The organism is Kribbella steppae, from assembly GCF_004342025.1.
Taxonomy (GTDB): domain Bacteria; phylum Actinomycetota; class Actinomycetes; order Propionibacteriales; family Kribbellaceae; genus Kribbella; species Kribbella steppae.
The window spans coordinates 142427-163330 of record NZ_SLWN01000011.1 but is presented as its reverse complement, the minus strand read 5'-3'; the positions used below and the strand labels follow the sequence as shown (position 1 = coordinate 163330).

General features: G+C 68.3%; 20 protein-coding genes. 17 read left to right on the top strand and 3 right to left on the bottom strand.

Annotated elements, in window-relative coordinates; translation table 11 throughout:
* Positions 1 to 950 precede the first annotated feature (950 nt).
* From EV652_RS29965 to EV652_RS29960, 3 genes are all read left to right on the top strand, one after another.
* The gene (locus EV652_RS29965) at positions 951 to 2810 is read left to right on the top strand and encodes a DUF222 domain-containing protein (protein WP_132212620.1); all 1860 of its coding nucleotides are present in this window, start codon (positions 951 to 953) and stop codon (positions 2808 to 2810) included.
* Between the two features lie 129 nt (positions 2811 to 2939).
* Complete coding sequence (locus EV652_RS45875; protein ID WP_255512645.1) at positions 2940 to 3071, top strand: hypothetical protein; 132 nt, start codon at positions 2940 to 2942, stop codon at positions 3069 to 3071.
* A 137-nt stretch (positions 3072 to 3208) separates the two neighbouring features.
* Positions 3209 to 3691 (top strand): GNAT family N-acetyltransferase, encoded by a 483-nt coding sequence (locus tag EV652_RS29960; protein WP_132212619.1) that lies wholly within the window; start codon positions 3209 to 3211, stop codon positions 3689 to 3691.
* Positions 3692 to 3737: 46 nt separating this feature from the next.
* Here EV652_RS29960 and EV652_RS29955 read toward each other — a convergent pair whose 3' ends face one another.
* Together EV652_RS29955 and EV652_RS29950 are read right to left on the bottom strand one after the other, a co-directional pair.
* The gene (locus EV652_RS29955) at positions 3738 to 5336 is read right to left on the bottom strand and encodes a GxGYxYP domain-containing protein (RefSeq protein WP_132212618.1); all 1599 of its coding nucleotides are present in this window, start codon (positions 5334 to 5336) and stop codon (positions 3738 to 3740) included.
* 86 nt (positions 5337 to 5422) lie between these two features.
* Positions 5423 to 6025: an HAD family hydrolase gene (locus tag EV652_RS29950; RefSeq protein ID WP_132212617.1), complete on the bottom strand. Its 603-nt coding sequence runs from the start codon at positions 6023 to 6025 to the stop codon at positions 5423 to 5425.
* Positions 6026 to 6212: 187 nt separating this feature from the next.
* On the opposite strand from EV652_RS29950, the gene EV652_RS29945 reads away from it, so the two are divergent.
* From EV652_RS29945 to rpmB, 5 genes are all read left to right on the top strand, one after another.
* Positions 6213 to 7496: an ABC transporter substrate-binding protein gene (locus EV652_RS29945; RefSeq protein ID WP_132212616.1), complete on the top strand. Its 1284-nt coding sequence runs from the start codon at positions 6213 to 6215 to the stop codon at positions 7494 to 7496.
* A gap of 1 nt (position 7497) precedes the next feature.
* Complete coding sequence (locus tag EV652_RS29940; protein ID WP_132212615.1) at positions 7498 to 8511, top strand: carbohydrate ABC transporter permease; 1014 nt, start codon at positions 7498 to 7500, stop codon at positions 8509 to 8511.
* A complete protein-coding gene (locus EV652_RS29935) occupies positions 8501 to 9328 on the top strand; it encodes a carbohydrate ABC transporter permease (RefSeq protein WP_132212614.1) in 828 nt (275 codons plus the stop codon). The genes EV652_RS29940 and EV652_RS29935 overlap by 11 nt, the downstream gene beginning before the upstream one ends.
* A gap of 30 nt (positions 9329 to 9358) precedes the next feature.
* The gene (locus tag EV652_RS29930) at positions 9359 to 11347 is read left to right on the top strand and encodes an aldo/keto reductase (protein WP_132212613.1); all 1989 of its coding nucleotides are present in this window, start codon (positions 9359 to 9361) and stop codon (positions 11345 to 11347) included.
* 84 nt (positions 11348 to 11431) lie between these two features.
* A complete protein-coding gene (rpmB, locus tag EV652_RS29925; protein ID WP_132153237.1) occupies positions 11432 to 11653 on the top strand; it encodes a 50S ribosomal protein L28 in 222 nt (73 codons plus the stop codon).
* 73 nt (positions 11654 to 11726) lie between these two features.
* On the opposite strand, the gene EV652_RS29920 is transcribed toward rpmB, so the two are convergent.
* Positions 11727 to 12731 (bottom strand): SAM-dependent methyltransferase, encoded by a 1005-nt coding sequence (locus EV652_RS29920; RefSeq protein WP_242002093.1) that lies wholly within the window; start codon positions 12729 to 12731, stop codon positions 11727 to 11729.
* A gap of 132 nt (positions 12732 to 12863) precedes the next feature.
* On the opposite strand from EV652_RS29920, the gene EV652_RS29915 reads away from it, so the two are divergent.
* The 9 genes from EV652_RS29915 to EV652_RS29875 all read left to right on the top strand — a co-directional run bounded on the left by EV652_RS29915 (position 12864) and on the right by EV652_RS29875 (position 20617).
* On the top strand, positions 12864 to 14486 hold the full coding sequence (locus tag EV652_RS29915) for a DAK2 domain-containing protein (protein ID WP_132212612.1): 1623 nt from the start codon (positions 12864 to 12866) through the stop codon (positions 14484 to 14486).
* Entirely contained in the window at positions 14483 to 16729 is a 2247-nt protein-coding gene (gene recG / locus EV652_RS29910) for an ATP-dependent DNA helicase RecG (protein ID WP_132212611.1), read from the top strand. The genes EV652_RS29915 and recG overlap by 4 nt, the downstream gene beginning before the upstream one ends.
* A complete protein-coding gene (gene rsmD, locus EV652_RS29905) occupies positions 16726 to 17286 on the top strand; it encodes a 16S rRNA (guanine(966)-N(2))-methyltransferase RsmD (RefSeq protein ID WP_132212610.1) in 561 nt (186 codons plus the stop codon). The genes recG and rsmD overlap by 4 nt, the downstream gene beginning before the upstream one ends.
* Complete coding sequence (coaD, locus tag EV652_RS29900) at positions 17279 to 17749, top strand: pantetheine-phosphate adenylyltransferase (protein ID WP_132212609.1); 471 nt, start codon at positions 17279 to 17281, stop codon at positions 17747 to 17749. The genes rsmD and coaD overlap by 8 nt, the downstream gene beginning before the upstream one ends.
* A 129-nt stretch (positions 17750 to 17878) precedes the next feature.
* Positions 17879 to 18400, top strand: coding sequence for a YceD family protein (locus EV652_RS29895; protein ID WP_199238468.1), 522 nt, complete (start codon positions 17879 to 17881; stop codon positions 18398 to 18400).
* Positions 18401 to 18468: 68 nt separating this feature from the next.
* Positions 18469 to 18660: a 50S ribosomal protein L32 gene (gene rpmF, locus EV652_RS29890; RefSeq protein ID WP_077012766.1), complete on the top strand. Its 192-nt coding sequence runs from the start codon at positions 18469 to 18471 to the stop codon at positions 18658 to 18660.
* 13 nt (positions 18661 to 18673) lie between these two features.
* Positions 18674 to 19423, top strand: a complete 750-nt coding sequence (gene rnc, locus EV652_RS29885; RefSeq protein ID WP_242002092.1) for a ribonuclease III — start codon at positions 18674 to 18676, stop codon at positions 19421 to 19423.
* A 1-nt stretch (position 19424) separates the two neighbouring features.
* A complete protein-coding gene (gene mutM, locus EV652_RS29880; RefSeq protein WP_132212607.1) occupies positions 19425 to 20279 on the top strand; it encodes a bifunctional DNA-formamidopyrimidine glycosylase/DNA-(apurinic or apyrimidinic site) lyase in 855 nt (284 codons plus the stop codon).
* A gap of 182 nt (positions 20280 to 20461) precedes the next feature.
* Positions 20462 to 20617 carry a hypothetical protein gene (locus EV652_RS29875; RefSeq protein ID WP_233712037.1) on the top strand — a complete coding sequence of 52 codons (156 nt, stop codon included), beginning with the start codon at positions 20462 to 20464 and terminating at the stop codon, positions 20615 to 20617.
* Positions 20618 to 20904: the final 287 nt, after the last annotated feature.

Genomic DNA, 20904 nt, shown 5'->3' with positions numbered 1-20904 from the left:
CACCCCCGCTGGCAGCCGTGACCCACCAGCCAGGCACCGGACCGACACTCCCGACCATGCAGGCCGTCTGACCGCCTGCCTGCCACCCCGCTGGCTGCCGTGACCCACGAGCCGGGGCCTGGACCCACACGCCCAGACCGAGCGGGCCGTCCCACCGCCTGCCTCTCACTCCGCCGAGCAGCCGCGACCAACCAGCCGGGCCCGGAGCAGCACGCCCAGGCCAAGCTGGCCGTTCCATCGCCTGCCAGCCACCCCGCTGGCAGCCGTGACCCACCAGCCGGGCACCGGACCCAGACTCCAGGCCATGCAGGCCATCCCACTGCCTGCCTGCCACCCCGCGGGGCAGCCGCGACCGACCACGCACCGCCCGTCGCCAACCGCGCGACAGCCGGCCCGCTGAAGCCCTGACCACCGTCCTCTGCCACCCGCGACTATCCGCTGCGCCGCTCTCCAGCACTACGACGCCTACGCGCGCCCGGCACCACAGCCGTCCACCACAGCGCGCAGCCCCCCACCCGCACCGTGGCCAGCACCACGGTCGCGGACCCGCGCACCGCCTACTTTCCCCATGGCCACCATCACCCGCGCGCAGCGCCCTGCCGTCCGCCTGCGCCAGCGCAAACGCGGCGTGCCGCTACCGAACCCGGCATCGGCACCGCCGCCCTCCCCGCCGGCCGCCCTCCCCGCCCGTCGCCCGCGCCGCCGTCGTCCGCCTGTGCCGCTCACGTGCACCGACCACCCGTCGCCAGCAGCGTTGTTGTAAACCGGCGCCCAGCGCCGCCACCCATCCACCCGACTCGGCCGCCACGCGGCCATCCAGTGACTCAGCCTCTGTTGGGATGCTTACTCGATTTCCTAAGCTTGAAAGTGTGACGTTTCCCCTTGTGGATAAGGGGTTTCGACGATCATCGCGGTTGTCTGGTTGCGATGAATGACCTAAACTAGAACACATGTTCGACGGAGATCTGACCTCGCTCTCGACGACCGACCTGCTGGAGTCGGCCGCCGAGCACCGTGCCGAGGAGAACCGGTGCGCGGTCCGCCGGCTCGAACATGCTCAGATCTTCGCCGACCGCCACCACCCCGATCTGTGTCCCGCCCGGCCGGGCCGCCGCTCCTTCGACGGCCGCGAACGAGCCATCGTGTTGGGTGGCCACGGCTGCCCGGAGATCGCCGAGTTCGCCGTGGCTGAGTTCGGTCTCGTGGTCGGCATCTCTTCAGGGGCCGCCGCGGGATACATCGGTCAGGCGTTGGCGCTGCGGCACCGGTTTCCGTTCATGTGGGCGAAGGTGCAGTCCGGCGAGGCGACACCGTGGCGAGCCGGCAGGATCGCCGACGCCTGCCTGAAGCTGTCCGAAGAGGCCGCCCGGTACGTCGACAAGCGCGTCGCCGGCCTCGTCGACTCGATCACGCCCTACCGGCTCGAGAAGATCGTCAATGCCGCCAAAGCACATGCCGATCCCGAGGGCGCCCGAGCCGAGGCCGACGAGAAAGCCCGCGAACGCGGAGTGTTCGTCGGCCGGACCGACCAGCACGGCACCAAAACCATGTACGTCCGCGCACCCTCCGGTGGAGTCATCCGGTTCAACGCCAGCATCGCCAGCATCGCCGACGCGCTGAAGACCCTCGGCGACACTCGCAACCTGGACCACCGCCGCGCCGACGCCGTCGGAATCATGGCCGACCCGCGCTACATGATCGAACTCCTCCTCCAAGCCCACGAACACTCCCTCCGCCACCCCACGCCAGACACCACCCCCACCCCCACCCCCACCCCGCCCGCTCCCGCCGACCCGACCTCCGGCCCCGCCGATCACCCGGCCGACCCGGCCTCCGGTCCCGCCGATCACTCCGCGGAACTGGCCTCCGCTCCCGCCGATCACTCCGCCGACGCCCGCTCCGGCTCCGAGCCCGCCATCGCGCCCGGGTGTGGTGGCCAGGGCCGTGCCGCCGCGGATCCCGGCACCGGACCCAACTGGGGTGACGAGGGCCTGCGGGACGACTGCGCGAATGCGGGCGGCGAACCCGGCGTGGACGACGAGGCCGACCGCGACGCACCCCACCCGAGTACCAGCGACCTCCCCGACCCACTCGACGCGCCGTTCAGGGAGCCGGTCGAACCAATCGACCTTCACCAGCGGATCGATCCTGGGCGCTGCGACGATGGGGAGGAAGGCGAGCCACTTGATGCCGCCGCCATGCGCGCCCTGAATGCCCGCCTCGCGCAGATCAGGCACGACGCTCACACCCAGCCGACCACCCACGGCCGCGCAAACGATGCAGGCAGCGCGGCCGGCCGGCTGCGCCCGGGCAAGACCGAGATCTACGTCCACCTCACCGACCACACCCTGGCCACCGGCACCGGCGTCCTCCGCGTCGAGGACCTCGGCCCCCTGCTCGCATCGCAGTTGAGCGAGCTCGTCGGCCACGGGCCGTACGTGGTGAAGCCGGTCATCGACCTCAACGACGCGGTCAGCGTCGACGCCTACGAGATCCCCGACCGGATCCGCGAACGCGTCAAGCTGATGTACCCGGTGGAGCTGTCCCCCTACGGCACCCGCGAAACCCACCCGGCGATGGACTTGGACCACATCGAGCCCTACGACGCCCTCGGTCCACCGGGTCAGACGAGCACCGAAAACCTCGCACCGCTGGGGCGTTTCCCTCACCGGTTGAAGACGCACGGCCGCGGCTGGAACGTGCGCCGACTCGACCGCAAGACGCTGGAGTGGAGCACCCCCAACGGCTTCACCTTCCACGTCGGTCCGACCGGCACCCACCGTGTCCCCAAGCCGCTCCCGGGCGACTGAACCGCCCGCGCGACGCGTGCGCTGGTAGGGACGGCTGCCGATATGGCCTGTTCGTTCATGGCTTGCGCCGTACGACAGCATCCACTGCTGGTGCTCTGAGGCCTCGCTAAACCACTGGTGGCGGCAGTCGTGAGCATCCTCTTCCTGCACGAGGTGCTCTCTCTGCAGTCAGCACTCGGCTGGCTCCTCCTGCTCGCGGCCCTTGGCACCGTGACCCCTCGGCCGTCGCGCGACGCGCGTTGGGGCGCCATCGTGCTGTGAGTCGGGGGAGTAGATTGCTCGCATGGAGTGCTTCGCTGCCTGGCGTACTCGCCGCTGAGGCTGGCCCGCCGCTACGTCGCGATCGACGAGCGCGGGTCAGGCATTTGCCGACCCCTTCAGCGCGAGAGGCACACTTCATGCTCATTCGTTCGTACGTCCAAGCTGACCTTGCTCGGCTCACCGAGCTGACCATCGAGACGTTCCGGCCGTTCTACGAGGAATCATTCCGCCCGCTCGTGGGCGAGACCATCTTCGCCAACCAGCACGGCAGCTGGCGCGACGACTACCGCAAGCAGGTCGCCGAACTCCACGACCCCGCGCAGCACAAGTACGTCGCGGTGGCCGAGGCCGCCGGCCTCCTCACCGGTTACGTTGCCTGGAGCATCGATCCGGTACGCCGGAACGGCAGCATCGTCATCCTGGCTGTCGCGGCGGACCGCCGCCGGGACAACGTCGGCACCGCACTCTGTGAGCACGCATTCGCTGCGATGCGACAGCAGGGCGCGGAAGTAGTCGAGATCGGCACTGGTGGAGATGGCTTCCACGCACCCGCCCGCGCCCTCTACGAAAGCCTCGGCTGCATCCAACTCCCGGTAGCCGTCTACTACCGCAAGCTCTGACCCACGTCCGTCTGGGCGCAACCAGCGCCCAGACGGATCCGGTCGCCTAGGGCTTGGCGTACTGGCCGACCATCTTGACGAGAGTGTCGGGCGGGATGACCTTCACGTGCGGGGCCAGGCCGTTGACGACTGTCATGACGTTGTCGACGGACTTGCTCCAGGCATGCCAGAGGACGACCGAGTAGCCAGCTGTCGAACGCGGGTTGCGGACGGCACTGTTGAGTTCGGCGGTGACTGATGCCTCGTCGGCACCATCGAGACCGTCCCACAGCATGGTGCGGGCGGAGATGACGGGCTTGCCTTCGGACCAGACGACTTCGCCTTTGTGGCCGTCGTAGCGGGAGTACTCGAGGTAGATGAGGCCGTCGATCTGGCGGTGCTTGAGGTACGACGACCACAGTCGCTTGTCCTGGAAGGAGTCGAAGTCGATGATCTGCACGGCCGACAGGTCGGCGCGCTCCATCGAGTTCGCGAGCGAAGCGGTGTGCCGTTCGAGTGCCGCTGAGGGGTACCTGCTGGGGTACATGTAGCCGCCGCCGGACGGGCCGACGACCCAGCGGTCCTTCACCGATTGGTCGTAGTACCAACGCATCACCGAAGGCGCGAGGTCGATCAGAGACGGTGAGATGCCCCACCCGAGATCCACTTTGCCGCGCTGGGGACTGCCGAACCACCGCTGGTCGGTGGGGAAGTCGCCGAGCATCCATTGGATGTTGTCGCCGTCGGTGATCAGGAACGTGACGTAGTGGGCATTGGGATCCGGTTCGAGGGCCCTCCCCCCACCCCCTCCACGCTGGCTCAACCGGTCCTCCGTAATGCCGGACAGGACTGACAGATTGCGGGCATGGTCGGCCGGGATCGCCTTGACGCCGGCGTCGGAGTTCGGGCCGATGAACTTGTCCTCGCCGTCGGCAGCATCGCCCCAGCCGATCACCGTCGCGTCGTCGTCGAGCGCGTCGACCACCTCGGCGCGGAACGCCGAGTTGCCGTCGAAGAAGGCGAGCGTCCCCGCCATCGTGACGTAGTCCCGCAGTCGTTCCGGCCAGTCTCCGCTCTGCTCGATCGCGACGTCGTGCCGCAACCGGGTCCAGTAGTTGTCCAACACCCAGCGGTCGTCCTTGTCCCGCACGTCCAGGACCTTGCGCAATCCGTGCCGGATCGCGAGTGCCTCCAAGCTCTCCTCGACAGCCACGGCACCCGTCAGGCCGGCGAGTGTGGTCGCCACGTTGACCGACGGGGTGCCCGTTCGAAAGAGAACATATCCGCCCACGCGGGACCGGCTGACGGTTTTCCACAGGTCGCCGGGGCGGGCGTGGACGCCGTACCGGGAGACGAGGTCGTCGAGCCAGATCTGGTAGCCGAGCGAGGGGATGTTCAGGTACAGGGTCTCGTTGCCGCGACGGGCCAGCAGGCCCTGCAGAGTGGTCGCGAGCGTGCGCTCGGCCGGGCTCAACGAGTCCTCGGCCAGAACGCTCAGCAGTCGCGGCCGCTGGCCTTTCGGGTACGCCGAGCTCGCAGCAGTGAAGCTGGACGCGGAAGAAGATGCAGCAGCGGGGAGCGCGAAGGACGGAGCGAGGGAACCCAGGCCCAGTCCGGCGGTCAGGCCGAGGGCATGGCGGCGGGTGAGACGTCGTCGATCGGACATGCGGTGCCTCCAGGAGCGGCTGGTGACTGTCCTACGTTGTCATCTGCCGGGCGACGATGCCACAACAACCCTCGCGCCACAAGAGGTCAGGTCAGTCCGTAGCGGCGAAGCAGGTCAACGAGCGCGTCCACACCGGATGAGAGGTCGTACACCTCGGCGTGCAGGCCGACGCTCGAAGCACCCGCCACGTTGCTTTCGTTGTCGTCGATGAAGAGCACCGACGAGGCGGGCACCTGCAGAGAGCCGAGGATGGCCCGGAAGTACGCCGGATCAGGCTTGGCCAGCCCGAGATCGCAGGAGTAGAAGGTCTGGTCGAACCACTTGCCGTACCCGCGCTCGTCCTGCATGATCGCGCGTCGATAGGCCTGCTGGTTGGTGGCGAGATGACAGCCGATGCCGTCCGCGCGCAAGCGGGCAATCAGCTCCACCACCGCCGGCTCGGCGGCGAACCAGGTCCACGGCTCGAGGGCTTCCTCCAGCGACACCGGAGAGTTCCAGCGCTGCAGGACCTCGGCGACCGCCTCGCGGAAGTCGCCCTTGCCTACCAGGCTCGGCTTCTCGGCCGCCATCAGATCGGCGATGAAGGCCTCGCCGTCACCGGCGGGGGCGAGCGACGTCAGCCGGGACCACCAGTCGACGGTCGGGCGCTGGATGACGCCGTCGGCGTCGAAGAGAACGGCGGAGATCATGCGGCCATCCTGTCAGCCGCCTGAAGCTGGGAAGTCCGTGACAACCGGCGGGTCGACAGAGCGCTGGGAACCGGCGATCGGAAACATGGGCCCTTGACCGGTTCAGTCGGTATGCGCTTACCTGGTGTCCGAACAATTATGGACAACTTCCGGCGGAAATGAACACAGAAAGCGCCAGGTGAGGCGTATGACAGTGAGCAGAAGGAAGTTTCTCGCGCTCGGCGCGGGCGCTGCCGCGGCCGCGACCGGCCTCACCGGCTGCGGGTCGCGAAGTTCGCTCGGTGCGTCCGACGAGCTCAGCATGTGGACCTGGGTCGGTTCGGTGAACGACGACCTGATCGCCCAGGCGGAGAAGGCGATCCCCGGGTTCGACAACATGAAGCTGGCGATGACCCGGATCGGCACCAGCTACAAGACCAAGGTGCTGACCTCGCTGGCCGGCAAGTCCCTGGTCCCGGACATCGTGGCCATCAACGACGACGTGGCGACGTACTTCCCGAACGCCGACCAGTTCGTCGACCTGAAGACGCTCGGCGCCGACGACCACGAAGCCGACTTCCTGCCCTGGAAGTGGAAACTCGGGATCACCGCCGACGACAAGATGATGGCCTACCCGATGGACACCGGCCCGACCGCGCTGTTCTACCGCACCGACATGCTCCAGAAGGCCAACATCGACACCGATCCCGCTGCGGTGGCCGAGCTGGCGCCGACCTGGGACGCCTACATCGAGCTCGGCAAGAAGCTCAAGGCGGCCGTGCCCGGTTCGGCCATCACCGACAACATCACCGGCATCTACCTCTACGCGCTCGCGCAGCAGTCGAAGCGCTACATGACCGAGGACGGTCAGTACATCGGCGACCAGGACCACATCCGCGAACAGTTCGACCTCGCGATCCGAGTGGTCAAGGAAGGGCTGTCCGCGAACGCGCAGCAGGATACGACCGACGCCGACGCCGTCGTCACCAACGGCAAGCTCGTCGCCTACAACGCGGCCGTCTGGTGGGCCCAGCTCGGGCCGAAGAACGCGGCCCCGAAGACCAAGGGACTCTGGCGGGTGACGGCAGCTCCTGGTGGTGCCGGCAACCGTGGCGGGTCGTTCCTGGCCATCACGAAGTACTGCAAGAACCCCGAGGCCGCGTTCGCGTTCATCAGCTGGCTCGAGACGGCCAAGAACCAGGCCCAGGCGTTCCTCGAGCCGGTGCTGTTCCCGTCCACGCCGGCCAGCTACACCGACGAGCGGATGACGGCACCGGACCCGTTCTTCGGCGGTCAGAAGATCGTCGACGTCTTCGGCGAGTCGGCGAAGAAGTTCCCGGGTGCCTACTTCAGCCCGTACGACTCGATCATCGGGGCGCCGATCGCCGCCGAACTCGTCAATGTCGAGACCGCCGGCAAGTCGCCCGACCAGGCGTGGGCCGCTGCCCAGGAGCAGATCGAACGCGAACTCACCCGAGCGGGGGCGATCTGACATGGCAGTGACCAGTAAGACAGTCCCAACCGCCGTCAGCACGGCCGAGGATCCGGGCGGCCCGTCGAAGCCGCCGAGCAAGTACAAGCTGGCGTTGCCGCAGTACGCCGCGATCTCGCCGTTCTTCATCCTGTTCGCGATCTTCGGCGCGTTCCCGGTGCTGTTCTCGATCTGGATCTCGTTCCACTCCTGGGACGGCATCGGCGAGATGAAATGGGTCGGGCTGGAGCAGTACAGCTACCTGCTCTCCGACCCGAAGTTCTGGCAGTCGATCGGGAACACCCTCATCATCTGGGTGCTGTCGACCGTCCCGATGCTGCTGCTCGCGCTGGTGATCGCCAACGCGCTGCACAACGCCACCCGGTTCCGCAGCTTCTACCGGATCGCGTACTTCATCCCGAACGTCACCTCGGTGGTCGCCATCACGATGGTGTTCGGCTCGATCTTCAGCAACAACTTCGGCCTGCTGAACGCGTTCCTGCAGTCGATCGGGCTGACCCAGATCGAGTGGCTCACCCAGCCGTGGGGCATCAAGGTCGCCATCGCCTCCATCGTCACCTGGCGGTGGGTCGGCTACAACGCGATCATCTTCCTGGCCGGCCTGCAGGCGATCTCGAACGACGTCTACGAAGCCGCCAAGGTGGACGGCGCGTCGCCGCGGCAGACGTTCTGGCGGATCACCGTACCGCTGCTGCGCCCGGTCATCCTGTTCACCGCGGTCACCTCGACCATCGGCGGCCTGCAGATCTTCACCGAGTCCCAGGTGCTGCTCGGCGACACCGGCGGCCCGGGCGGATCAGGGATGACGATCGTGTCGTACCTGTACGAGAGTGCGTTCCTGGACAACCAGTTCGGGTACGGCGCCGCGATCGGCTGGGCCCTGTTCATCCTGATCGTGCTGTTCAGCATCATCAACTGGAGGCTGATCGGCGGCAGCGGCGAGCGTGTCAGCCGGCGAGCCGGCCGCCGGACCGTGGTGGCGACGACTGGAACGGAGCAGGACGATGCGCGCTGAACGAACCCGCAACGTGATCAGCCACGTGGTGCTGATGTTCGGCGTGGTGCTGTCGATCTTCCCGTTCTACTGGATGGTGGTGATGGCCTCCAACACCACCCCGGACATCTTCAGCTACCCGCCGAAGCTCGTGATCGGCTCGCACCTGTTCGAGAACATGGGCAAGGTGCTCGACAACATCGACTTCTTCGGCTCGATGCTGATCACCCTGATCGTCTCGGTCGCGGTCACCGTGCTGGTGCTGTTCTTCGACTCGCTGGCCGCCTTCGCCTTCGCCAAGTACGAGTTCCCGGGCCGCGACTGGCTCTTCGGACTGCTGCTGGCAACGTTCATGATCCCGGCCCAGCTGTCCCTGGTGCCGCAGTTCGTGACGCTGGCCGAGTTCGGCTGGATCGGGTCGCTGAAGGCACTGATCATCCCCGGCGCGGCGAACGCGTTCGGCATCTTCTGGATGCGCCAGTACGCCCGCGGCGCCATCCCCGACGAGCTCATCTCCGCGGCCAAGGTGGACGGGGCCGGCTTCTTCCGCCAGTACCTCACCGTCGGCATCCCCGTGCTCAGGCCCGGTCTGGCCTTCTTGGGTATCTTCACCTTCATCAACGTGTGGAACGATTACCTCTGGCCGTTGATCGTCATGACCGACCCGAACAAGCTGCCGCTTCAGGTCGCCCTGCAGCAACTGAACGGCATCTACGGCACCGACTACTCGATGGTGATGGCCGGCGCCCTGATGAGTGTCATCCCGCTGATCGGCGTCTTCATCATCGGTGGACGCCACTTCATCGCCGACATCGCCGCCGGCGCCATGAAGTTCTGACCCACTACCGACCATTGAACGGGACACCCTTTGACTGCGCCTGAAACCAAAGTTCGCTGGGGAATCATCGGTACCGGGAACATCGCGTCCCGATTCGCCAGCCAGGTACCGACGTCGGCGACCGGTGAGGTCGTCGCCGTCGGCAGCCGATCGATCGAGTCCGCCAACGCCTTCGCCGACAAGTGGGACATCGCCAACCGGCACGGCTCGTACGACGACCTGCTCGCCGACCCGGGCGTGGACGCGGTGTACATCGCCACCCCGCACCCGATGCACGTCGAGTGGGCGATCAAGACCGCCGAGGCCGGCAAACACGTGCTGTGCGAGAAGCCACTGGCGATCAACAAGGCCTGGGCCGAGGCGATGATCGAGGCCGCGGTCGCCAACGACGTCTTCCTGATGGAGGCGTACATGTACCGCTGCCTGCCGCAGACCAAGCTGATCGCCCAGCTGGTCCGCGACGGCGAGCTCGGCACCGTCCACCAGATCCAGGCCACCTTCGCGTTCGCCTCGTCGTACCGGCCGGAGAGCCGGATCTTCGCCGACGACCTGGCCGGCGGCGGCATCCTCGACGTCGGCGGTTACCCGGTGTCGATGGCCCGGCTGATCGCCGGGGCCGCGACCGGGCAGCCGTTCGCCGACCCGGCAGCGGTGACCGCGGTCGGGCACGTCGGTGAGACCGGCGCCGACGAATGGTCGGTCGCGACGCTGTTCTTCGACGGTGGCGTGACCGCCCAGGTCAGCACCGGCGTCCGGCTCCGCGACGACAACCAGGTCCGCATCTACGGCAGCGAGGGGTACCTCGTCGTCGAGGACCCGTGGTTCGGCGGCGACGGCAAGCCGACCCACGTCACCCTGCACAAGGCGGGGGAGGAGCCGCGGGACATCTCCGCGGACCCGGCCCTCATCTACGCCGCCGAGGCCGACGCGGTCGCGGCCGCGATCGAGCAGCGGCAGGCACCCGAGATGAGCTGGGCCGACACTCTCGGCAACCTGACCGTCCAGGACGCCTGGCGCAAGGCGATCGGCCAGCAGTACGCCAGCGAGCGGGATGACGCGATCATCCCGACCGCCACCGGGCGGCCGCTGGCGCGCAAACCAGACGCACCGATGAAGTACGGCCGCATCGAGGGGCTGGACAAGGACGTGTCCAGGCTCGTGATGGGGGTGGACAACCAGCAGACGCTGACCCACGCGGCGGCGATCTTCGACGACTTCGTCGAGCGCGGCGGTACGACGTTCGACACGGCGTACATCTACGGCGGCGGACGCGGCGAGAAGCTGCTCGGGCAGTGGATCACGTCCCGCGGCAACCGCGACGAGATCGTTGTCATCGGCAAGGGTGCGCACACGCCACACTGCGATCCCGAGTCGATCACCCGGCAGCTCACCGAGAGCCTCGAGCGGTTGCAGACCGACCACGTCGACCTGTACCTGATGCACCGGGACAACGAGGAGATCCCGGTCAGCGAGTTCGTCGACGTCCTGGACGAGCACTACAAGGCCGGCCGGATCAAGGCGTTCGGCGGCTCGAACTGGTCCACCACCCGCTTCGACGAGGCGATTGCGTACGCCGAGGCGAACGGCAAGCAGCCGTTCACGCTGCTGAGCAACCACCTCAGCCTCGCCCGGGCGTACGACGTACCGTGGAAGGGCTGCCGGCACGTCTCCGACGACGAGTCGCAGGCGTGGTTGCGGGACCGGCAGGTCGCACTGTTCCCGTGGTCGAGCCAGGCACGCGGGTTCTTCACCGGACGGGCCAAGCCGGAGGACCGCTCCGACGAGGAACTGGTCCGCTGCTTCTACTCCGACGAGAACTTCCGCCGGCTGGACCGGGCCCGCGAGCTGGGTGCGGCCAAGGGGGTCGAGCCGACCGCGATCGCACTGGCCTGGCTGCTGCACCAGCCGTACCCGGTGTTCCCGCTGATCGGCCCCCGGCACATCAGCGAGACCCGGACCTCACTGCCGGGCCTGTCGGTGGAGCTCACACCCGAGGAAGTGGCCTGGCTCACGGAGTAGTCCACGAGCCTGAGCCGAATTGGTCGTGCGTCGGCGCGCATGTAACATGGTCTGTCGGTGTCACGACCCTGAACACGGAGAATCATGTCTAAGAAGTGCGATGTCTGCGGCAAGCAGCCGACGTTCGGCAACAGCGTTGCCCGCTTGGGTAAGGGCGCGATGATCCGCCGGGTCAAGGCTCGCACGCCCCGGCGGTTCAACCCCAACATCCAGCCGGTCCGGGCGCTCATCAAGGGCACCCCGACCCGCATGAAGGTGTGCACGTCCTGCATCAAGGCCGGCAAGGTCCAGCGCGTCGTCGGCTGACCCACAGCTTTCTTCCGTGTAGGGCCTTGAGATAGGCGCCCGGGATCACCCCGGGCGCCTATTTCGCGTCTTCTCAGAGCTTCCGCGCGACCACGGTGATCTCGTTGCGGTTGTGATGGAGTTGCCGAGCGTGCAGTACGTCGTACTCCTGCCGCAGCACGTCCATCCCGCGGCGCGCCCCGTCGAGCGGGTTCTTCCCGCCACCCTTCAGCGTGACGACCGCCAGCCCGCCGCGGCGCAGGTGCGCTCCGGCGTCGAGCATCATCCGGGCGCTCATCACCTGGTCCATCCGCATGTCGTTCACCACCACGTCGAACCGCACCCGGTTCTCCGCGAAGAACCGGCCGGCCGTCGTCGCCGCATGGTGGATCCGCCGGTCGCCGCGCAGCCGCGGATCCAGTGCGCCGGGATCCACCGACCAGACCTCCTGGCCGTGCTGCCGCAGAATCCGGGTCCAGCCGCCCGGCGACGCGCCCAGGTCCAAGGCCTTCCCACCGGCCGGCAACTCCAGCCCGAAGGTCGCGATCGCCTCCTCCAGCTTGAACTCCGACCGCGACACCCGATCCTCCGAGCGAGCCAACCGCATCCGCCCACCCGGCCAGTCCGACAGGCTGAACTCGAGCCGGTTGAGGCCCAGGAGCACGGCCCGGCGACCGACGAAGCAGGACACCACGACCTCCTGGTCCGACCGCGTGACCGTCACCCCGCGGTCGGCGAGGGCGTCCTGGAGCAGGTGGTAGTAGGACCCGCCGGTGCTCGCGCCGTCGGTCCAGGCCTGCACGGCCAAGGCCTTCGGGTAGTCCCTCAGCTCCGCCAGGATGAGCTCGGCCAGCTCGTAGCCCGGCGGCAGATCGTCAACCCGGAAGCTCGCCACCTCGATGGTCAGGTGCCGCACGAAGATGATCCGGCCCGCATCGCACGCCTCGGCGAACTCCTCGACAGCCAGGCCGACGACTCGCCCGAGGTCCCCGCTGACCCGCTCGATCCGCACGTCCCGGCCGAACTCGGCCCGGATCTCCCGGACGGCCGACTCGTAGCTGTCAGCCGCGACCGAGAACAGCACGCTCCTGTCGCTCACGCCCTGACCGTACCGAAGGACAGGAGGTGTTGGCGGTTCGGCGTCCCGGGAGCGCTCGGCTCACGCTCAAGCTGGCAGACCCGAGCGCACTACCTCCTGTCCTTGGGCACGCGACCAGTTAGCCTTCCGGGCGTGGAGGAACTGACCGTCGAAGTGTTGCGGGCCTGGGCTCGGACCGCGCTGGCCGACCTGGGCCGGGCGCGGACCGAGATCGACGAGCTGAACGTGTATCCGGTACCCGACGGGGACACCGGGACGAATCTCTACCTGACCTGGGAGGCCGCCTGCGACGCGCTGCCCCAGGGAGAGCTGACGTTCGCCGAGGCGGTCCAGGCGTTCGGCCGCGGCGCCCTGCTCGGCGCCCGCGGGAACTCCGGTGTCATCACCTCCCAGCTGGTTCGGGCCTGCGGCCTCCGCCTCGCCGAGAACCTGCCGCGTCACCAGGACGCCGACGAGCACGCCGTACTGGCTGATCCCAGGATGAGCGAGCCCGTCGCGTTCGCTGACGCGCTGCGGTACGCCGCTGATGCCGCGTACGGCGCGGTCGCGCAGCCGGTCGAGGGCACCATGCTGACCGTCGCCCGGGCCGCCGCGACCGGGGCGATGACGGCCGCCAACGACGGGAAGAGCCTGGCCGACGTGTGCCTCGCCGCCGTCGCGTCCGCCCGGCAGGCGCTCACGAAGACGACAGAGCAGTTGGACGTACTGCGGCGCGCCGGGGTCGTGGACGCCGGGGGAGCGGGCCTGGTCGTCATCCTGGGGGCGATGGAGTCGGTGCTGACCGGTCGGCACGTGCGAGTCGACGTGCCGGCCCGGGTACAGCCCCGGGGCGAAGACGCCGAGAGCCAGGATGGACCGGCGTACGAGGTGATGTACCTGCTGGACGCGCCGGACGACAAGATCGGCGACTTCCGGCAGAACCTGGCCGGCCTGGGCGACTCGGTGGTGGTCGTCGGCGGGGACGGGCTGTGGAACGTGCACGTCCACACCGACGACGTCGGCGCCGCGATCGAGCAGGGCATCGACATCGGCCGGCCGCACCGGATCCGGGTCACCCACTTCGCCGACCATGCGCACCAGCACGAGCCGGTCCCGGGCCGTGCGGTGATCGCGGTCGTCGCCGGTGACGGCCTGGCCGACCTGTTCAGCGAGGCGGGGGCGCACGTGATCCGTGGCGGTCCCGGCCGGAGGTGCTCGACCGGTGAGCTGCTGGCGGCGATCGAGAAGTCGAAGGCACCCGAGATCGTGCTGCTGCCCAACGACAAGGACTCCATCGCGGTCGCCGAGGCCGCCGCGACCGCGGCCCGCCAGGACGGGATCCGGGTCGCCGTCATCCCCACCCGGGCGCAGGTCCAGGGGCTGGCGGCGATCGCCGTCCACGATCCCGACAGCAGCTTCGACGACGATGTCGTCCACCAGTCGGCGGCCGCCGGGCAGACCCGGCACGGCGCGGTCACGATCGCGGTGAAGGACGCCTGGACGATGGCCGGGATGTGCCGCATCGGCGACGCGCTGGGCGTGGTGGACGGCGACTTCGCGCTGATCACGGCGGATCTCGAGGCGGCCGCGATCGGCGTGGTCGACCGGCTGCTCGGCGGTGGCGGTGAGCTGCTCACGATCGTCACCGGGCAGGACGTGGAGCCCGGTCTGGTGGTCGCGGTGGAGCGGCACGTACGCCGGAATCGCAAAGATGTCGATGTCGTGGTGTACGACGGAGGACAGGACAGGTACCCGCTGCTGATCGGGGTGGAATGAAGACGGATATGGACCGGAAGCTCCGTGACTTCCTCGGTGCCAGGACGGCCAAGTCCTTCGCGGAAGTGCTCGGCCTGGAGACCGTCGGGGAGCTGCTGCGGCACTACCCGCGCCGGTACCTGAAGAAGGGCGAACTGACCCCGTTCGACGAGCTCGAGGTCGGCGACCAGGCGACCGTGAACGGGCGGGTCAAGAAGGTCACCGTGCGATCGCTGGACACCAAGGCGGAGATCCCCATCGCCGACGTGCAGAAATGGGCCCGGCGCAAGACGCTGACCAAGGTCGTCGTCACCGACGGCAGCCGCGACCTGGAGCTGGCCTTCTTCAACCAGCCCTGGCTGGCGGCCAAGCTGCAGCCCGGTACTGCCGCCCTGTTCTGGGGCGAGGTGACGATGTTCCGCGACATCATGCAGCTGAAGAGCCCCGGGACCGAGATCCTCGACACCGACGACCTGTCCGAGGCCGAGATCGAGCGCCGGGCCCGGCCGTTCCGGCCGCTCTACCCGGCCACCGCGAAGTTGCCCACCGCAACGATCGAGCGGAGTATCAAGATCGTCCTGGACAGCCTGGACGAGAACCTGGACGACCCGATCCCGGAGCTGATCCTGCGCAAGGAAAGGCTGCTCGGGCTGCGCGAGGCCCTCCAGAAGGTGCATCTGCCGGACACCGAGAAGGACATCCGCGACGCACAGCAGCGGTTCCGGTTCGAGGAAGCGCTGGTGATGCAGACGATCCTGGCCCAGCGCCGGGCCGTCACCGACGCGCTGAACGCGGTGCCGCGGCCGCGGTCCGAGGGCGGCATGCTGGACGAGTTCGACCAGCGGCTGCCGTTCAAGCTCACCGAGGGCCAGGCGGAGGTGGGCGAGGAGATCTTCGCCGATCTGGCCCGCCCGCACCCGATGCACCGGCTGCTCCAAGGCGAGGTCGGCTCGGGCAAGACCGTGGTCGCGCTGCGGGCGATGCTGTCGGTGGTCGACGCCGGCGGCCAGGCCGTCCTGCTGGCCCCGACCGAGGTGCTCGCGACCCAGCACCACAAGACGTTGACGAAGATGCTCGGCGACCTGGCCGAGGAGGGCATGCTCGGCGGTGCGGAGCGGGCGACGCGGGTCGGCCTGCTGACCGGGTCGCTCGGGGCGGCAGCCCGTCGTACGGCGATGTTGGACGCGGCCAGCGGAGCGGCCGGGATCGTGGTCGGCACCCACGCCCTGCTCGAGGACAAGGTGCAGTTCGCGGACCTCGGCCTCGTGGTCGTGGACGAGCAGCACCGGTTCGGCGTGGAGCAGCGGGCGGCGCTGAGCCAGAAGTCGGGCGACAACACCCCGCACGTGCTGGTGATGACCGCGACCCCGATCCCGCGGACCGTGGCGATGACCGTGTTCGGCGACCTGGCGGTGTCGACGCTGACCGAGCTCCCGGCCGGGCGCTCGCCGATCCAGTCGTCCGTGGTCCCGGCCAAGCAGAAGCCGGACTGGCTGCAGCGGGCCTGGGCCCGGATCCGCGAGGAGGTCGGCAAGGGCCATCAGGCGTACGTCGTCTGCCCGCGGATCGGCGACGAGGTGAAGAACGCGGCCGACGAGGAAGGCGAGTTCGTCGCGGGCGAGGAGGAAGAGAAGGGCACCAAGAAGCAGGCCCGGCCGCCGATCTCGGTGCTGCAGGTGTCCGAGGCACTGGCCGAGATCCTCCACGACCTGCGGGTGGAGATCCTGCACGGCCGCCTGCCGGCCGAGGAGAAGGACTCGGTGATGTCCCGGTTCGCGGCCGGTGAGGTCGACGTACTGATCGCGACCACGGTGATCGAGGTCGGCGTCGACGTACCGAACGCGTCGACGATGGTGATCATGGACGCCGACCGCTTCGGGATCTCGCAGCTGCACCAGCTGCGCGGGCGGGTCGGGCGGGGGCGTGTGCCGGGGTTGTGCCTGCTGGTCACGGATCTGTGGCCCGGGTCGAAGTCCTACGGGCGCCTGGACGCTGTTGCGTCGACCACGGACGGGTTCGAGTTGTCCCGGATCGACCTCGAGACCCGGCGCGAGGGCGACGTACTGGGCGTTGCGCAATCGGGCAAGCGGAGCAGCCTGAAGCTGCTCAGCGTGCTGCGGGACGAGGAGATCATCTTCACCGCGCGGCACGTGGCCAACTCGATCGTCTCGGTGGACGCGGAGCTGGCCGAGTACCCGACGCTGAGGTCGTTCGTGCGCAGCGCGCTGGAGTCCGAGACCACCGAATACCTGGAGAAGACGTGACGCGAGTGATCGGGGGAGCGGCCGGGGGGCGGCGGATCGCCGTACCGCCGGGGACCGGGACGCGGCCGACCGCGGACCGGGTCCGGGAGGCGCTGTTCTCGTCGCTGGAGTCGGAGTTCGGCAGCTTCGACGGGCTGGCGGTGCTCGATCTGTACGCCGGTTCCGGGGCGATCGGGCTCGAGGCGCTGTCCCGGGGCGCCGCTCGGGTCGTGCTGGTCGAGTCGGACCGGCGGGCGGCCGAGGTGATCTCCGCGAACGTCCGGGCGGTCGGGCTGCCGGGGGCGACCGTGCTCACGCGTCCGGTGGAGAAGGTCGCGGCGGGGAACCCTCCCGCGGTGTTCGATCTGCTGTACGCCGATCCGCCGTACAAGCTGGAGACGGTCGAGCTGCAGGAGATCCTGGTCGCCTTGGCCGAGGGCGGGTGGCTGGCCGACGACGCCGTGGTGGTGGTCGAGCGGGGCAAGCGGGAGCCGTGGGAGTGGCCCGAGGGGTTCGCCGCGCTGCGGGATCGCAAGTACGGCGAGGCCCGGCTTTGGTACGGTCACCGGCATGAGTAAGGCGGTGTTCCCCGGGACATTTGACCCGCCCACGAACGGGCACCTCGACATCATCGCCCGGGCGTCGGCCGCCTTCGGCGAGGTGATCGTCGCGGCCGGGGTGAACCAGTCCAAGAGCCGGATGTTCGAGGTCGACGAGCGGATCGCGATGCTGACCGAGATCGCGGCGCCGTACCCCAACGTCCGGATCGGCACCTTCGAGGGTCTGCTGGTCGACTACTGCCGGGCCGAGGGCGCCGGGGTGATCGTCAAGGGGCTGCGCTCGGCTGCCGACTACGACTACGAACTGCAGATGGCCCAGCTCAACCACGCGATGACCGGGGTGGACACGGTGTTCCTGCCGACCCGCTCTGAGAACGCTTTCATCTCCTCCAGCTGGGTCAAGGAGATCGCCAAACTGGGTGGCGAGGTCGCCTCCTTCGTGCCGCCGAGTGTTCACTCGCGGTTACTGAAGAAACTCTAGAATCACCCCGAATTGGGCGACTGGCCGTGGAGTTGGTAATGTTGAGCACCGGTCTCGACGAGACCGAGATCCTGCCTGCCCACGCCTGAAAGGGATGTCCTGAGCGTCTTGGACCCGCGGTCCCCCCTCGTGATCGATACGCACGAGCTGACACGCCGCGCCGGGTCCCAACGCGAAGTCACCTTCACGGCACCGGCTCCGGAGGATCTCGGAATCGACGTGATCGGCGTCCCCGAGGGCGATCCGATCCAGTTCGATCTACGGCTGGAATCGGTTGTCGAAGGGGTTCTCGTCACCGGCACGGCCCGAGGCCGTCTGGTCGGGGAGTGCGCGCGGTGCCTGGTCGATATCGAGGACGAGTTCCTCGCTGACGTCCAGGAGCTGTACGTCTACCCGGAGAGCGATGCCGAACCCGACGAGGCCAGCCGGATGGAGGGCGATCTGATCGACCTCGAGCCGGAGCTGAGGGACCAGGTGGTGCTCGCGCTGCCCTTCCAGCCCTTGTGTACGGACGACTGTCCGGGTCTGTGCCCCGAGTGTGGGGTACGCCTGGCGGACGACCCCGGCCACAAGCACGAGGACGGTGGCGACCCACGCTGGGCCGCGCTCAGCGGCCTGCTCCAGCAGGACGAACGACCGCAGGACAACTAGATACCGAATACACACGTCAGCCAGCCGGCCGGGTCACCAGCCCCCGGCCGAACCGAGGAGTCATAACCGTGGCCGTTCCGAAGCGGAAGATGTCGCGCAGCAACACCCGCAGCCGCCGGGCCCAGTGGAAGACCACTGCCCCGTCGCTGGTGACCTGCGTGAACCCCGCCTGCCGCGCGAAGCACCTGCAGCACACCGTTTGCCCCACCTGCGGCCAGTACGGCGCCAAGGGCGAGCGTCGCCAGGTCGTCGAGAGCTAAGAGGCACCAGCCAGTGAATTCGGTCAACCCTGAGTTGATCTCGGGGAACGGGGGCCTCTACGCCGAGCTGAACCAGCGGCTCGGCGTATCGCTGGCTGACAACTTACTGGAGCACGCCTTCACCCACCGCTCGTACGCGTACGAGAACGGTGGGCTGCCGACGAACGAGCGACTGGAGTTCCTGGGGGACTCCGTCCTCGGCGTCATCGTCACGGAGTCGCTGTTCCGCAACCATCCGGACCTGTCCGAGGGTCGGCTGGCGAAGCTGCGCGCGGCTGTGGTCAACATGCGCGCGCTGGCCGGAGTCGCCCGCGAGCTCAAGCTGGGCAAGTACCTGCGGCTCGGCCGGGGCGAGGAAGCGACCGGCGGGCGGGACAAGTCGTCCATCCTGGCCGACTGCGTCGAGGCGCTGATCGGTGCCGTCTACCTGGACCGCGGTTTCGAGACCGCCGGCCTGGTGGTGCACACGCTGTTCGACGACCTGATGGAGTCCTCCGCCCGGCTCGGCGCCGGCCTGGACTGGAAGACCTCGCTGCAGGAGTTGGTCGCCCAACTCGGCGTCGGGGTCCCCGAGTACGTGATCGCCGAGTCCGGCCCGGACCACGCCAAGACGTTCGAGGCGCGGGTCCGGATCGGCGCGGACACCTACGGCCACGGCATCGGCCGGAGCAAGAAGGAAGCCGAGCAGCAGGCCGCGGAGACCGCCTGGAAGGCGTTGCGGGCGGCGCACCCGGACAGCACGGACCCCTCGCAGCAGCCCTGAGGTGCCTGAGCTTCCTGAGGTAGAGGTCGTACGCCGGGGTCTGGCGGAGTTCACCACCGGCCGGACGATCGACGCCGTCGAGGTCCTGCATCCCCGCCCGGTACGGCGCCACGCCGCCGGACCGGACGATTTCGTCGCCCGGCTCAAGGGTCAGGTGTTCGCCGAACCCGCCCGGCGCGGGAAGTACCTGTGGCTGCCGCTGGAATCCGGTGACGCGGTGCTGACCCACCTCGGGATGAGCGGCCAGTTCCGGGTCCAGCCGGTCGGCGCGCCGGACGAAGCCCACCTGCGGGTCCGGTTCCGCTTCGCCGACGACGGCGGAGAGGTCCGGTTTGTGGACCAGCGGATGTTCGGTGGTCTGTCCTACTCCGAGAGTGGCGCCGAGCTGCCGCCGGAGATCGCGCACATCGCCCGCGACCCGTTCGATCCTCTGTTCGATCCGGAGGCTTTCGTGGCTGCGGTCCGCAAGCGAAAGACCGGTGTGAAACGGGCCTTGCTGGACCAGCGGGTGATCAGCGGGGTGGGCAATATCTACGCAGACGAAGCGTTGTGGCGGGCCAAGCTGCACTACGCGCGGGCGACCGAGACGCTGAAACCCTTGCAGATAAGGGAGATCCTGCGGCACGCCCACGACGTGATGGCCGAGGCGCTGGACGTCGGCGGCACCAGCTTCGACGCCCTGTACGTCAACGTGAACGGGGAATCCGGCTACTTCGAACGCGGCCTGAACGTCTATGGACAAGAGGGTTCGCCGTGTCCGCGCGACGGCCGGCCGATCCGTCGCGAGCCGTTCATGAACCGTTCGTCGTACCGCTGCCCGAAATGTCAGCCGGTCCCTCGCCAGGTCCGCTGGTGAGAGAGGTATCGTTAAAGAGTGTGGACCCAGGTTGACCACTGGGCCCACCGGTGTCACCCTGAAAGACGGCACACATTTATAGGCGCTCCGGGGACCAGGGGCGCTCACAGGCCAGAACCCTTCCGGAGGACAGCACAATGGCCAAGGCTCTTCTAGGGCACCTTGGAGGCACTGACCCGCGCATGCTCGAGCAGGTTCGTCTGCTCAACCGGCGTGTCGCCGATCTGGAGGCGCACGTGATGCGCCTGCAGGCAGAGAACGACCACCTCGTCGCACAGGTCCACGAGGGCCGGTTGCTGACCGTCGACGAGGCTCTGCGCGCCCCCGCTTCGGTCTGAGGACCCGAGCCGCGACAACGAGAGTTCCATCTCTACCGTCCGCACAACCACGGCGGTGGCCCCCGTCCGGGCCTCCGCCGCCTTTTTTGACCACAAAGCACCGCATGTCCAGCTTCTGTGCCCTTCGCCGGCCACTCTCACGGTCGGCCTCCATCAGTTCGCGCGCATCTGTTTGTAGACTGCGAAGCGGAACTACTTCCCCCGGGTAGCGGCAGCGTCACGAGCAGTACTGGCGTCATGTGCAGTTATGGCGGTTCCTTCGGTATCGTCTGTCCTTTCACGGGTTG

Coding starts and splice junctions, on each gene's coding strand:
- EV652_RS29965 (WP_132212620.1), top strand. CDS start 951: ATGTTCGACGGAGATCTGACCTCGCTCTCGACGACCGACCTGCTGGAG.
- EV652_RS29960 (WP_132212619.1), top strand. CDS start 3,209: ATGCTCATTCGTTCGTACGTCCAAGCTGACCTTGCTCGGCTCACCGAG.
- EV652_RS29955 (WP_132212618.1), bottom strand. CDS start 5,336: ATGTCCGATCGACGACGTCTCACCCGCCGCCATGCCCTCGGCCTGACC.
- EV652_RS29950 (WP_132212617.1), bottom strand. CDS start 6,025: ATGATCTCCGCCGTTCTCTTCGACGCCGACGGCGTCATCCAGCGCCCG.
- EV652_RS29945 (WP_132212616.1), top strand. CDS start 6,213: ATGACAGTGAGCAGAAGGAAGTTTCTCGCGCTCGGCGCGGGCGCTGCC.
- EV652_RS29940 (WP_132212615.1), top strand. CDS start 7,498: ATGGCAGTGACCAGTAAGACAGTCCCAACCGCCGTCAGCACGGCCGAG.
- EV652_RS29935 (WP_132212614.1), top strand. CDS start 8,501: ATGCGCGCTGAACGAACCCGCAACGTGATCAGCCACGTGGTGCTGATG.
- rpmB (WP_132153237.1), top strand. CDS start 11,432: ATGTCTAAGAAGTGCGATGTCTGCGGCAAGCAGCCGACGTTCGGCAAC.
- recG (WP_132212611.1), top strand. CDS start 14,483: ATGAAGACGGATATGGACCGGAAGCTCCGTGACTTCCTCGGTGCCAGG.
- coaD (WP_132212609.1), top strand. CDS start 17,279: ATGAGTAAGGCGGTGTTCCCCGGGACATTTGACCCGCCCACGAACGGG.
- EV652_RS29875 (WP_233712037.1), top strand. CDS start 20,462: ATGCTCGAGCAGGTTCGTCTGCTCAACCGGCGTGTCGCCGATCTGGAG.